The following is a 12,090-nucleotide window of genomic DNA, read 5'->3' as shown; positions in this document are numbered from 1 at the left end:
ACTTCAGTAATGTCCTTCCCTTGTGGAAAATCTGTATACAGAACTGCACAACCCGCTACTGCTCCAGCGTAATGCCTCGCTTGCGGATCACGTCTCCCCAGCGCTTCAGGTCGCTGGCGGTCAAGGCCGCCATCTCGGCCTTTCCGCCCTCCAGCGGTTCGACGCCGATCTCGCGCAGGCGCGTCTGGACGTCGGGGCTCTTCACGATGGCCTGCAGGGCGGCCGACAATTTGTCCACGGTCGCCGTGGGCGTGCCCGACGGCACGACCACGCCCTGCCAGGCATAGGCCACGATGTCGCCCGCCCCGGCCTCGGCCAGCGTCGGGATGTCCGGCAGCGAGGGCAGGCGGGCCGCCTCGGCCACGCCCAGCGCGCGCAGCTTGCCCGCCTGGACCTGCCGCATGCCGGTGGGCACGCCTATGAAAGAGACGCCGATGTGGCCGCCCAGCAGGTCCTGGGTCAGCGGCGCGGTGCCCTTGTAGGGGACGTGCAGCAGCGGCGCACCGGTCATTTCCTTGAACAGTTCGCCGGCCAGGTGCTGCGGACTGCCCAGGCCGGGCGAGGCGTAGCCCATGGATCCGGCCGCGGCCTTGGCCAGGCGCACCAGCGACGCGACCGAGTCCGCCGGCACCACCTGCGGATTGACCACCAGCAGCAGAGGAAACTTGCCGTACAGGGCCACGGGCGCGAAGTCGCGCGACGGGTCGTAGGGCAGCTTCTTGTAGAGCAGGGGGTTGAAGACGACCGTGCCGTTGTCGACCGAGAACAGCGTATAGCCGTCCGGAGCGGACTTGGCCGCCGTTTCCGCCGCGACGATGGTGGCCGCGCCGGGGTGGTTCTCGACAATGACGGGCTGCCCCAGCTTCTCGGCCAGCCGGGCCGCCAGGATCCGCACCGCGTTGTCGCTCCCCCCGCCGGCCGGATAGCCGACGATCCACCGCAAGGGCTTGGCCGGGAACCCCTGTGCATGAACGCCGGGGGCGGCCAGGCCCAGCATCGCAATGCCCCCGATCTGCAGCAACCGCTTCATCAATCTGAACATCGCCATTCTCCGGTAGGAACGCTATGTCTGAACGCGGGACGGACCCTAGGCCCGCCCGCGCCGCACGAACTGCACGAACTTCTCCAGGGCCGCCATCTGCCGGCCCAGGATTTCGCGGGTGGGGGCGTCGGTCAGCGCGCCGGCCGCATCGAACTTGGCCGGCGCCATCCCGATGAAGATCTCGGGCTTGTTCAGCACCAGGGCATCCAGGAAGACCATGATCTTGCGCAGGTCGTACTGCGAGCGCGCGCCGCCCAGCGGCCCCTGGGTGGCGCTGAGGATGGCGACCGGCTTGCCGGCGAAGGGCTGGTCGTCGCCCCGCGAGATCCAGTCGATCGCGTTCTTCAGGACGCCGGACACCGAGAAGTTGTATTCCGGGCTGGCGATCAGCACGGCATCGGCGCCGCGCACGGCCTCCCGAGCCTTCCGGACCGCCGCGGGCATGCCCGCGGCCAGGACGTCGGCGTCGAACATGGGGAAGTCCCGGATGTCGAGCACCGACAATTCCATGCCCGGCGGCATGAGGCTGCCGGCCGCCTCCAGGGCCAGCCGGTTGTAGGAGGCTTTGCGCAGGCTGCCGCACAGGCCCGCGATGCGTAGGGAAGAAGTCGTCATGGGTCAGGACCGCCAATGAATGAAAGAAAAGGGCATCAGGCCATGATGGCCGGGTTGAACTCGAAGAACTCGGGCCCGACCACGTCGCTCTGCCGCAGGTAGATGTCGATATTGCCCACGTGAAAGGCGCGGTGGGCGTACATGCCCCACAGCAGCCCCATGCCGGACCATTCGCGGCCGACGAAGTGCACCTTCCGGCCGAGGTCCGCGGGCGTATAGCGGCCCAGCGCGTCGAGGTTTTCCTCGTGCAGGGCGAGCGCCGTCGCGCGCAGGTCCCCATCTTCGAAACGGGCCGCTGCGGCGGGATCGCTGGGCAGGGGAATGACGCCGCCCGGCTCGCACACCGGAATGGCGCGCACCCAGTTGCGCTCGGCCAGCACCGTATGGATCAGCAGGCTGCGCACGGTGATGCGCGACACCCGCGTGCCGAAGCGCGTGCTGGCGTTCTCGATCGGGGCCCAGTCCATCTTGCCGGCATCCATGCGCGCCACCCAGTCGTCGGAGTAGCGGACCAGCCGGTCGAACAGGGTCAGGAAGCGGGTGAATTCCTCGGGCATGGCGGTCTCCTTTCTTGTGTTCACAGGGGCACGGCCGCTTCGCCGGCCAGTATTTCCCGGGCGCGCCGCAGCGGGCCGTGGTCGACGAAATCCTCGAAGGCGATCGGCGCGGCCAGGAAACCGTGCCGCAGCAAGTGGTCGTGCTGCACCCGCAGCGCCTCCACCCACTCGGGCCGCAGGTCGACCTCGAGCTGGCGATGCACGTCTTGCGGAAAGGCCGCGTCCACGAGTTCCTCGGGCAGGCCGGTATCGGCGGCGATGATGCGCTTGGCCTCGCGTTCGTTGGCCGCCGCCCAGGCTGCCGCGCGCAGGACCGCGGCCAGGCAGCGCGCCACCAGTTCCGGCTGCTCGGCCAGCAGGTCCTCGCTCACGGTCAGGGCCAGCGGCGCATCGTTGTTCACGCGGCCGGCCAGGTCGGGACTGGAGGCTGCATCGGCAATGGCAACCGCACCGGTGAATCCCATGACCACGGCGGCGATCGCGCCCTGGCTGTACAGCGCGTCCACCTCGCCCCGGACCAGGGCGAAGGCTTCCTCGCGCTGGTGGCCCAGCATGCAATGCGCGCCCCAGAGAGTGGCCGTCTGGGCGGTGGAGGCCGTCGCCCCATCCATGAACGTCCGGTTGGTCGAGACCGGGGTCATTGCCACGTCGTCCATGGTCATGCCCTCGAGCGCCAGCGCGAGCTCGGTGCCGCGCAGCGACGAGGCCTTCCAGAAATCGATGGAATCGCCCGCGCGTATCGGCAGCGAGACCTTCCTGCCGGCCAGTTCCCGCACCGACGCGATGCCGCTGTCCGGCATGACCAGCATGGGCTTGATGCTGTCGTTCCACGACAGGCCGATCAGCTTGACCCGGCCCCCGCGCGAGCGGGTCACCAGCGGCGGACCGTTGCCGCCGTGGCGAAAGGAGTTGGGCTGGGAATGATGGAAATGCGACTGCCTGACCTGATTGTCGGTGCTCGATGCGAGCGACCGCGCCACGATGCCGTCGCGCGCCAGCTCGGCATCGAGCAAGCCCCGCTCGACGGCGACGCCGAACGCCGTCGGCACCGGGCAGCGGGTGTACCAGAGAGTGGAAGGATTCATCGTGCGGGACTCACCGTTCAATAAAGAATGTTCACTGGCCATCGCGCCGCTCCAGCCATGCCCAGGCGTCGCGCCGCAATTGCCGCTCGGCCTCGCTGCCGCCCACCACCGTGGAGGCGGGCACGTCGCGGCCCTTCCTGCGTTGCCGCAGGCGCATGAAGGCCAGCCCGGCATCCGGGGCGGCCAGGTCGACCTCGCGCAGCCACGCCGGCGCCTCGCCCTGCGCCGGATCGAGGCGGTCCTTGTCGAAGATCGCGGTCCAGTGCAGGATGCCCCACCTGCCATTGCGCCGTTCCACCTGGTCGAGGAAACGGCAGCAGCCCGTGTAGTCGAACAGTTGCCCGTCGATGTATTCGCGGATCAGGATGGCCATGTCGGATTCCAGCAGGGCCCGGTCGCCGCGCGGGTCCACGCGGCAGTTCCCGACCCAGTGCTTGCCGTGTTCGCCGGGCTTGCGCGCCGCGTCGCTGGCCGCCAGCAGCGGCACCAGGTCAGCGACCTTGCCGTTGAACCACGAGATGCTGGCCGTCGCCTCCGGATGGAAGCAGCCGGCCATGCCGGCGAAATCGCCCTGGTCGCGATGGAAGGCCCATCGCTGCCGCAGGCTTCGTATGGCGAGGTCGTCGGCGGCGGAAGAAGACATGGCGGCGCTCCTAGGCGAAAGGCTGTTCGATGGCGTCGTAGCCATAGACCCAGTCGTAGCGGTCCTCGACGCGGTGCGGCTCCCACTCGCGCTGGATGTGGTTGCGCGCGCTGCCGGCCTCGGCCAGCACGGGCGCGTGGACGCGCGTGATCTGGGCCGCCGACTCGTTCACGATCCTCGTGGTCCGCTCGACCCGCATGCGCTCGTACGAAGCCAGCGCGGCGGGGATGTCGCCAGGCGTGCGCCGCAGGCAGCGGCCCAGCACCATGGCGTCTTCCAGCGCCATGTTGGCGCCCTGGGCCATGAACGGCAGCGTGCTGTGGCAGGCGTCGCCCAGCAGGGCCACGTGCCCCCGCACCCACACGGGCAGGGTGTCGCGCACGATCAGGGCCCACTTGTAGGGCACCTCGATGCGTTCGATCATGGCGATCACGTCCTCGTGCCAACCCTGGAAATCCCCCAGGCATTCTTCGATCGTGCCGCGCGCGTTCCACGATTCGACCGTCCAATCCGCCCGGTCCACCATGCCGATGAAGTTCAGCATCCGCCCCTTGCGGATCGGATAGGTCAGCACGTGCGCGGTCGGGCCCAGCCACGACACGCCGCCCGTGCGGTTGATCGACGCCGGCAGGCGGTCCGCCTCGATCAGGCCGCGCCAGGCCATGCAGCCGGTGAAGCGCGGCCGGTCGGCGCCGAACAGCGACTGGCGCACCTTGGAGTGGACGCCATCGGCGCCGATCAGCGCGTCGGCGCGGACAGTCCGGCCCGAGGCCAGGCGCATCTCGGCGCCACCGTCCGCCGTCTCCAGCGAGGCGAAGGCGGCGTTCAGGTGGATGGCGTCGCGCTTTTCCTTGCGCACGGCGTCCAGCAGCAGCGCATGCAGGTCCGCGCGGTGGAACGTCAGGTAAGGCGCGCCGTATTTCGACACCGACGCGGCGCCCAGTTCCAGGTAGCGGTTGGCATCCGCGGTGTTCCAGACGCGGATCTCCTTGCCCTGGGTCTGGGTGCCCAGCTCGAGCATGGCGTCGCCCAGCCCCCAGGCCTGGAGCAGCCGCGTACCGTTGGGACTGATCTGCACGCCGGCACCCACCTCGCCCAGCTCGGCCGCTTGCTCGTAGATGTCCACGTCGAAGCCCTGCTTGAGCAGGGCCAGCCCGGCGGCCAGGCCGCCTATACCGGCGCCGGCGATGGCGATGCGTTTGTCGGGCGCGCTCATGCCTGCTCCCCGTGGCGCAGGTCGCGCAACGCGACCTCGATGACCTGCGCCAGCCTGCCGGGGTCGGGCAGCATGGACGACAGCGCCAGGGCGACCTTGGCCAGGAAGACCGCCTCCTTGTCCGGCCCGGCCTCGTTCAACGCGACGGCCAGTGCCTCCCAATTACGTTCCAGCAGCCCCGCGGGCAATGTCTGTTCAACCAGCATGAATGGACTCCTCTTTACCCTGCACCGCGCGCGTCAGGCACGGCAACACCGTTTCGGGTTCCCAGGCGCGCCACCGCGCCATCACATGGCCGTCGGGCCGGACGAGATAGGCCGTACCCGGCTTCGCGTCGAACGCCCCGGCGGCCTCGTCATCGTCGACCGCCACGGCATCGAGGCCGAACGGCAGGTCCATCGAGGTCCGCAGCGCGTCCAGGCGCCGCGACTTGCCGGCCAGCCCGTCGTCGCCGAATGCCAGCAGCGTGAAATCCTTGCCCAGCCGGTCGTGCAGGAAGACCGGCCCGCCAGCCGATGCGCCGCACGGCAGGTTCGGGCACACGGCCCCCGGCGCGGGGCCGCGGCTGAACGACCCGTCATCGGGTAGGCGCAGCGCCGAACCGGTCATGCGCAGTTCCGTCACCTGGCGCGGATTGATCAGTTCGCGCACGAAGGGCTCGCTTACCGCCAGCGACAGCACCGCTTCCTGCATGATGGCGTGCCCGCGCGTGGGCGGTGTCATGAAGCGCGTGCTTTTTTCCGCCAGCGCCATGTTCTGCCTGGCCGCGTCCACGCGTTCGATCGAATAGGTGTCGAGCAACGCGGACGAGGCCTGGCCGGCGGCCACGCAGGCCAGCTTCCAGCCCAGGTTGTGGGCGTCGTCCACGCCGCCGTTCATGCCGCGCGCGCCGAAGATGGGCACGAGGTGGGCGGCGTCGCCGGCGAACAGCACGCGGCCTTCGCGGTAGTCGTCCAGCGTCAGGCTGTGCGCGCGGTACGGGCTGATCCAGTCGATCTGCCAGTCGGCCGTCTCGCCTATCGAGGCCAGGAACTCGGTCACCCGCTCGCGCACCCGCTGGGGCTGGATCTCCTGCTCCAGGTCCTCGTCGGGCAGCAACTGGTAGTCGATGCGCCAGATATCGAAAGGCTGCTTGTGCATGATGATGGTCGCCCCGGGAAACGCCGGCGGATCGAACCAGACGCGCCGGCCGGGCGGCTCCTTGCTGCGCATCTGGATGTCGACGATCAGGTAGCGGCCTTCGTACACGCTGCCTTGCAACTCCTTGCCCAGCGAGCGGCGCACCGCGCTGCGGCCGCCGTCGCAAGCCACCAGCCACCGCGCATGCAGCGCGTAGGACCCGGCCGGCGTATGGACCCGGGCGATCACCCGTTCGCCATCCTGCTCGACCTGCTCCACGCGCGACGACCAGCGCAGGGACACGTTGGGATAGGCGCTCAGCGCCTCGTACAGGTACTGCTCGACGTGGCATTGCGCCAGCGACACCATGGGGGGATGCTTGAGCCGCGGATCCTGCTGCACCTGGAAATCCAGCACCAGCTTGTCCCGGTAATAGCTGCGGCCGCCCTTCCACGACACGCCGGTCTCGACGAAACGGGTGCCCGCGCCGATGCGCTCGAAGATCTCCAGGCTGCGCCGCGCGGTACCCACCGCCCGGCTGCCCCGGTTGACGGTGTCGTCTTCCTCCAGCACCACCACCTCGATGCCGCGCCGGGCAAGCTCCAGCGCCACCGTCAGGCCGACCGGCCCGGCGCCGGCGACGACGACCTGATGCACCGGCGCGTCCCCGCGCATTTCCGCAGGCGGCTCGAAAGGATGATGCACATAGTCGAAATACAGGGAGTCATACCGCGCGCCGCTGCCCGATATGCCTTCGGTCGATGCCATGCCTGGACACTCCAGTAAGAAGAACCGATATGCGGCCCATGCGCCGCAATTAGTTTCTTACGAAACTAATTTCCCGTAGTATTGGTTTCCTGTGAAACCAAGTCAAGCAATTTTCGAGGGTCCGGCGACTAGGCAAAACCCGGATGCCCGCGCGGCCCGAGCCTGCGTCCGCCGCGGCAAGAGGACTAGAATTCGCCCTTTGGCATCAGACCCTGTTTCGTCCCCATGGCCACCAAGCGATCGACGCCCGCTTCCTCCCGCCCGGCAGGCGAACACCCGTCCCTGCAACTCGACGCCTTCCTGCCCTACCGGCTGAACATGCTGTCCAGCGTGGTGGCCGACCGGTTCGCGCGCAGCTATGCGGCCTATTCCGAACGCTTCGGCATCGACGGTCCGCGCTGGCGCGTGATTTCCTTCCTGGGCGAGCGGCGCGGCACGGAAGAGGAACACGGCGCGATGACCGCGCGCGATATCTGCGCCAAGACCCGCATGACCAAGGTCATGGTCTCGCGCGCGATCACCGATCTCGAAGCGGCGGGACTGATCCGCCGGCGGCCCAACGAGAACGACCGGCGCGAAGCCTTCCTGGACCTGACCGATGACGGCGAGGAAGTCTACTGGGCCATCGTGCCGGTGGCCCTGGAATTCCAGGAAGACCTGCTGGCGGACCTGTCGGCGCAGGAGCGCGCGACGCTGTTCCGCGTCGTCGACAAGCTGCAGGGCCGGGCGTTGAAGATGTAGCGGGCCGAGCTAGGGTTCCCCCTCGTTACGCACATTGTAAGGAAGCCTTATATTGTTCCTGCCAGTGATCGGCCAGCCGAGCAGAAGCGGCCAATGACTCAGGAGACACCATGCCTTGCAAACGCCTGCCGGCGGGGGCCGTCGTGCTCGCCGTATTCATGCACGCTCCCGCCTTCGCCAACGACTACCCGACGCGGCCGGTACGCCTCGTGGTGGGCTATACCGCCGGGGGAGGCAGCGACATCCTGGCTCGCGTGCTGGCCCAGAAGATGTCCGAAGGGCTGGGGGTGCAAGTGGTGGTCGAAAACCGCCCGGGCGCGGCCTCGATGATCGCGACCGAGTACGTGGCCCGCGCGGCGCCCGACGGCTACACCATCCTGCTGGGCGCCAGTGGTGCGCTCGCGATCAATCCCGCGCTGTACAAGGAAGTGAAGTACGACGCCGCCAAGGATTTCTCGCCGATTTCGCTGGTCGCGTCGCTGCCGGTCCTCATGGCCGTCAACAAGAGCGGGCCCGCCCAGAGCCTGCCCGAGCTGCTGGCCTATGCGAAGGCGCACCCCGAAAAGGCCAATTATTCGTCCGCGGCCGCGCCGTTTCGCTTGATCGGCGAACAGCTCAACCTGCAGGCGGGTTCCCGGCTCCAGGAAATTCTTTACAAGGGCAGCACCGACGCGGTCAATGCCGCCATCGCCAACGACGTGCTGGCAACCATTTCCGACTCGATTTCCATCGGCGCCGGCTTGAAGACAGGCAAGCTCAAGGCCATAGCGATCACCTCGCGCGCCGAGCATCCTTCGTTTCCAGGCGTGCCGACCTTTACCAGCCTGGGACTCAAGGGCCTTGACGTGCAGCTGTGGCAAGGATTGCTGGCCCCCGCCGGCACGCCGCCGGCCATCGTCGAGCGTCTGCAGCGGGAAGTACATCGCGTGGTCGCGCTACCGGAAGTGCGGCAACGGTATGCCGCCATGGGGCTGGACCCGGAAACCAGCACGGCCGCGGAATTCTCGCGCCTGATCTCCAGCGAGCTGACGCGCTGGAGCAGCATCGTGAAGGCGGCCGGCATCGAGAAGCTGTAGGCATGGACCAGCCTTCTCCCATCGCCTTCTATTTCGATCCGATCTCTCCCTACGGCTACCTGGCTTCGACCCGGATCGAGACGCTGGCGGCGCGCCATGGCAGACAGGTGGACTGGCGGCCGGTGCTCCTGAGCGTCACGGTACTGCAGGTGATGGGATTGAAGCCGGTTCCGGCCACACCGCTCAAGGCCGATTACTCCCGGCTGGACAAGCACCGCATGGCGCGCCTGCTGGGCGTGCCGATATGCGAGCTGCGCCATCCGGACGTATCTCCCATCCGCGCGCTGCGCGCCTTCCTCTGGCTGAAGCGGCACGATTCCGCGCGGGCCGCGCGCTTTGCCCGAGCCATCTGCGCCAGGCTGTGGGCCAAGGGGGAAGACATCTCCACCACCGAGGCGGTCCTGGAGGAAGCGGCATTGCTGGGCGTGGATACCGGGGCGCTGGGCCAAGGCATGGAATCGCCCGGCATCAAGGCCGCGCTCAAGGAAGAGGTGGACCACGCCGTCGCCCAGGGGGTGTTCGGCGTGCCCTTCTTCATCGTCGACGGCCAACCCCTCTGGGGGGTGGACCGCCTATGGATGCTCGAACACTGGCTCGAGCACGGTTCGTGGGATCCCCCGCCATGACTCACCAGGACGCACTGCTTCAATTCACCGGCCACGATCTGGCCGCGTTGCTCCGCAGGAAGGCGGCCGAGCGGCCCGGGCACCCGTTCCTGACCTGGGCGCCGGAGCCTGGCGTATCGCGCACCTGGACCTACGCCGAATTCGCCGGACAGGTCGCCTCGCTGGCGGGCGGCCTCGGCAGGCGCGGCGTGCGCGCCGGCGACCGCGTCCTGATGCATCTGGAGAACTGTCCGGAATTCCTGCTGACGTATTTCGCCTGCGCGCATCTGGGCGCCGTCTGTGTTCCCACCAATGCCATGGCCGCCGGACCGGAGCTGGCCTATTTCGCCGAACTGACCGAGGCCTGCGGAGCTGTCACGCATCCGAAATTCGCGGAAAAGATCCGCGGCCATTGCCCCGGCTTGAAATGGCTGGCGATCACCGACGACGATGCCGGACAGCCCGCCGACGCCGCCACCGCGCCACGGCCCGACGAGCGCCATGCCGCGCTGCTGGCCGCGCCCGCGCCGCAACGCCCGCCCGACGCGTCCGCGCCGCTGTCCGTGCTGTTCACGAGCGGCACGACCTCGCGCCCCAAGGGCGTGGCATGGACGCATGCCAATGCCCTGTGGGCCGGCAGGCTTGGCGCCATGCAGCAAGGCCTGCGTGGCGACGACGTCTTTCAGGTCTTCCTGCCGCTGTTCCACGTGGTCGGCCTGTCGTGGTCGGTCTTTCCCGCGCTCTGGGCCGGCGCCAGCATCGTCCTGCAGCCCCGCTTCTCGGCCAGCCGCTATTGGCCGGTCGCGCTCGAGCATCGCAGCACCGTGGGGTCTCACGTCATCTTCAGCGCCAACGTGCTGGCGGGTATGCCCGTTCCCCGCGGCCACGCCTTCCGGCAATGGTGCAATGCGCTGTGGCTGCCCGAGCACGAGGCCCATTTCGGCATGAGGATGATGGGAGCCTGGGGCATGACCGAAATGGTCGCGCAAGGCATCGTCACCGATCCGTGGTCGCCCCCGCGGGCGGGCGCCATCGGCCGCCCATCCGCCGGCTACGGCGTGCGCATCGTCGATGACCGGGGCCGCGACTGCCTGCCCGGCGAACGCGGCAATCTTCTGGTCCGGGGCATACGGGGGGTCACTCTTTTCGCCGAGTACTTCGGTAATGCCCAAGCGACGCGGGATGCCTTCGACGATGACGGCTACTTCAGGACGGGCGACAACGTGCTGCTGCATGAAGACGGCTCGATCCAGTTCGGCGACCGCGCCAAGGACTTGCTCAAGGTCGGCGGCGAAGGCGTCTCGGCGGCCGAGATAGAACGGGTCATCCGGACGGTGGCCCGGGTGAGCGAAGTGGCCGTGGTCGGCCGGCCCGACGCCGTCTACGGCGAAGTTCCCATCGCCTTCGTGCGGCTGCCGGCGGATGGCGGCGTCACGGGGCTGGCCGACGCCATCATCGCGGCATGCCAGCGGGAACTGGCGAAGTACAAGGTGCCGCGCGAGGTCGTATTCGTCCAGGATTTCCCCCGCATCGGCGTGGGCAAGATATCGAAGGCCGGCCTCAGGGAGCTGGCGGCATCGGGCGCGGCGGCGAGCTGACCGATGCCGGTACGCGAACGCGCGCCGCATGGTATGGATGAGCCATGGCCTCTTCCATGCGCAGCACCGGCGTGATGCAGCAGTCGCAGGGCTCCAGCAGCGCCGCCCAGGCATCCATGTCGCGGCTCAGGAATATCCGCTCCAGCTCGCCCCGCACGCGCAGCGAGTCCGCGCCGCCCGGCGCCATGCCCTGGCTCCAGTGGCAGGCAGCCAGGTCCGGCCGCCGCAAGGCCTCGCACAGCGCCGTCCAGAACTTGAACTCCAGCGCGCCCACGGCCAGATGACGGCCGTCCGCGCAGCGGTAGACGCCGTAGCAGGGTGCCCCGCCGGTCAGCAGGCCGTGGCCCGGCGCTTCGGCGCGACCATCTGCGCGCACCTCGGCCTGGGCCAGCACGTGCTGGGCGAACGGCGCGTCGGCCAGGGCCGCGTCCACGTGGCGGCCCCGCCCCGTGCGGCCGGCCTCGATCAACGCGGCCAACAGCGCCGTGGCGGCGGCTTGCGCACCCAGGGCGTCCGCCACCGGCAATCCGGGCAGCACCGGCATCCCATCCCGCCCGGCGTTCTGGTGCAGCGCGCCGGACAGGGCCAGATAGTTGATGTCATGGCCCGCCCGCCGCGCCCAGGGACCGGACTGTCCATAGCCGCTGATGGAGCAAAGCACCAGGCGCGGGTTGGCCGCGTGCAGCGTCTCCCAGCCCAGTCCCCGTTTCGCCATCGTGCCGGGCCGGAACCCTTCGACCAGCGCATCCGCGTCCCGCGCCATCGCCAGCAGGGCGTCGCGCCCCTGCGCGGCCTTCAGGTCCAGCGTCGCGAAGCGTTTGCCCTGGTGGATCGCCAGGAAGACCTCGGACACCGGGCCGCGGCCCGGGCCCATGCGGCGGGCGGGATCGCCCGCGGGTTCCTCGACCTTGGTCACTTCCGCGCCCAGGTCGGCCAGTTGCTGCGTGGCGAGCGGACCGGGCAGGAAACGCGTCAGGTCGAGGATGCGCAGGCCGGCCAGCGGCCCCGCCGCGTGCGCGTCCATG

At 68.9% G+C, this 12,090-nt stretch carries 13 protein-coding genes; 4 read left to right on the top strand and 9 right to left on the bottom strand.

The window, feature by feature from the left end; translation table 11 throughout:
* Positions 1 to 55: 55 nt before the first annotated feature.
* The 8 genes from WKR98_RS05365 to WKR98_RS05330 are packed head-to-tail and all read right to left on the bottom strand — an operon-like array spanning position 56 to position 7,045.
* A complete protein-coding gene (locus tag WKR98_RS05365; protein WP_341432296.1) occupies positions 56 to 1,042 on the bottom strand; it encodes a Bug family tripartite tricarboxylate transporter substrate binding protein in 987 nt (328 codons plus the stop codon).
* 45 nt (positions 1,043 to 1,087) lie between these two features.
* Positions 1,088 to 1,657 carry an NADPH-dependent FMN reductase gene (locus tag WKR98_RS05360; RefSeq protein ID WP_124687164.1) on the bottom strand — a complete coding sequence of 190 codons (570 nt, stop codon included), beginning with the start codon at positions 1,655 to 1,657 and terminating at the stop codon, positions 1,088 to 1,090.
* A 35-nt stretch (positions 1,658 to 1,692) separates the two neighbouring features.
* Positions 1,693 to 2,214, bottom strand: coding sequence for a DinB family protein (locus tag WKR98_RS05355; RefSeq protein ID WP_341432295.1), 522 nt, complete (start codon positions 2,212 to 2,214; stop codon positions 1,693 to 1,695).
* Between the two features lie 20 nt (positions 2,215 to 2,234).
* A complete protein-coding gene (locus WKR98_RS05350) occupies positions 2,235 to 3,299 on the bottom strand; it encodes an ABC transporter substrate-binding protein (RefSeq protein WP_161567636.1) in 1,065 nt (354 codons plus the stop codon).
* Between the two features lie 31 nt (positions 3,300 to 3,330).
* Positions 3,331 to 3,942 carry a nuclear transport factor 2 family protein gene (locus WKR98_RS05345; RefSeq protein ID WP_161567635.1) on the bottom strand — a complete coding sequence of 204 codons (612 nt, stop codon included), beginning with the start codon at positions 3,940 to 3,942 and terminating at the stop codon, positions 3,331 to 3,333.
* A 10-nt stretch (positions 3,943 to 3,952) separates the two neighbouring features.
* Entirely contained in the window at positions 3,953 to 5,158 is a 1,206-nt protein-coding gene (locus WKR98_RS05340; protein WP_124687160.1) for an FAD-dependent monooxygenase, read from the bottom strand.
* Positions 5,155 to 5,364, bottom strand: a complete 210-nt coding sequence (locus tag WKR98_RS05335) for a DUF2783 domain-containing protein (protein WP_124687159.1) — start codon at positions 5,362 to 5,364, stop codon at positions 5,155 to 5,157. Before WKR98_RS05335 ends, WKR98_RS05340 begins: the two co-directional genes overlap by 4 nt.
* Entirely contained in the window at positions 5,354 to 7,045 is a 1,692-nt protein-coding gene (locus WKR98_RS05330) for an FAD-dependent oxidoreductase (protein ID WP_341432294.1), read from the bottom strand. Before WKR98_RS05330 ends, WKR98_RS05335 begins: the two co-directional genes overlap by 11 nt.
* A gap of 225 nt (positions 7,046 to 7,270) precedes the next feature.
* Here WKR98_RS05330 and WKR98_RS05325 point away from each other — a divergent pair, with 225 nt between their 5' ends.
* From WKR98_RS05325 to WKR98_RS05310, 4 genes are all read left to right on the top strand, one after another.
* Positions 7,271 to 7,786 carry a MarR family winged helix-turn-helix transcriptional regulator gene (locus tag WKR98_RS05325; protein WP_124687157.1) on the top strand — a complete coding sequence of 172 codons (516 nt, stop codon included), beginning with the start codon at positions 7,271 to 7,273 and terminating at the stop codon, positions 7,784 to 7,786.
* 110 nt (positions 7,787 to 7,896) lie between these two features.
* On the top strand, positions 7,897 to 8,862 hold the full coding sequence (locus tag WKR98_RS05320; RefSeq protein WP_124687156.1) for a Bug family tripartite tricarboxylate transporter substrate binding protein: 966 nt from the start codon (positions 7,897 to 7,899) through the stop codon (positions 8,860 to 8,862).
* A 2-nt stretch (positions 8,863 to 8,864) separates the two neighbouring features.
* On the top strand, positions 8,865 to 9,488 hold the full coding sequence (locus WKR98_RS05315; protein WP_124687155.1) for a 2-hydroxychromene-2-carboxylate isomerase: 624 nt from the start codon (positions 8,865 to 8,867) through the stop codon (positions 9,486 to 9,488).
* Positions 9,485 to 11,065, top strand: a complete 1,581-nt coding sequence (locus WKR98_RS05310) for a class I adenylate-forming enzyme family protein (protein WP_341432293.1) — start codon at positions 9,485 to 9,487, stop codon at positions 11,063 to 11,065. Before WKR98_RS05315 ends, WKR98_RS05310 begins: the two co-directional genes overlap by 4 nt.
* On the opposite strand, the gene WKR98_RS05305 is transcribed toward WKR98_RS05310, so the two are convergent.
* A complete protein-coding gene (locus WKR98_RS05305) occupies positions 11,028 to 12,089 on the bottom strand; it encodes a CaiB/BaiF CoA transferase family protein (protein ID WP_341432292.1) in 1,062 nt (353 codons plus the stop codon). The genes WKR98_RS05310 and WKR98_RS05305 overlap by 38 nt on opposite strands.
* Position 12,090 lies beyond the last annotated feature (1 nt).

Source organism: Pigmentiphaga sp. YJ18, from assembly GCF_038066655.1.
In the GTDB taxonomy this organism is placed as follows: Bacteria; Pseudomonadota; Gammaproteobacteria; order Burkholderiales; family Burkholderiaceae_B; genus Pigmentiphaga.
Note: the sequence above shows the minus strand (reverse complement) of the source record. Positions and strands in the feature narration are given on the sequence as shown.

Coding starts and splice junctions, on each gene's coding strand:
- WKR98_RS05365 (WP_341432296.1), bottom strand. CDS start 1,042: ATGTTCAGATTGATGAAGCGGTTGCTGCAGATCGGGGGCATTGCGATG.
- WKR98_RS05315 (WP_124687155.1), top strand. CDS start 8,865: ATGGACCAGCCTTCTCCCATCGCCTTCTATTTCGATCCGATCTCTCCC.
- WKR98_RS05320 (WP_124687156.1), top strand. CDS start 7,897: ATGCCTTGCAAACGCCTGCCGGCGGGGGCCGTCGTGCTCGCCGTATTC.
- WKR98_RS05305 (WP_341432292.1), bottom strand. CDS start 12,089: ATGGACGCGCACGCGGCGGGGCCGCTGGCCGGCCTGCGCATCCTCGAC.
- WKR98_RS05340 (WP_124687160.1), bottom strand. CDS start 5,158: ATGAGCGCGCCCGACAAACGCATCGCCATCGCCGGCGCCGGTATAGGC.
- WKR98_RS05355 (WP_341432295.1), bottom strand. CDS start 2,214: ATGCCCGAGGAATTCACCCGCTTCCTGACCCTGTTCGACCGGCTGGTC.
- WKR98_RS05310 (WP_341432293.1), top strand. CDS start 9,485: ATGACTCACCAGGACGCACTGCTTCAATTCACCGGCCACGATCTGGCC.
- WKR98_RS05360 (WP_124687164.1), bottom strand. CDS start 1,657: ATGACGACTTCTTCCCTACGCATCGCGGGCCTGTGCGGCAGCCTGCGC.
- WKR98_RS05345 (WP_161567635.1), bottom strand. CDS start 3,942: ATGTCTTCTTCCGCCGCCGACGACCTCGCCATACGAAGCCTGCGGCAG.
- WKR98_RS05350 (WP_161567636.1), bottom strand. CDS start 3,299: ATGAATCCTTCCACTCTCTGGTACACCCGCTGCCCGGTGCCGACGGCG.
- WKR98_RS05325 (WP_124687157.1), top strand. CDS start 7,271: ATGGCCACCAAGCGATCGACGCCCGCTTCCTCCCGCCCGGCAGGCGAA.
- WKR98_RS05335 (WP_124687159.1), bottom strand. CDS start 5,364: ATGCTGGTTGAACAGACATTGCCCGCGGGGCTGCTGGAACGTAATTGG.
- WKR98_RS05330 (WP_341432294.1), bottom strand. CDS start 7,045: ATGGCATCGACCGAAGGCATATCGGGCAGCGGCGCGCGGTATGACTCC.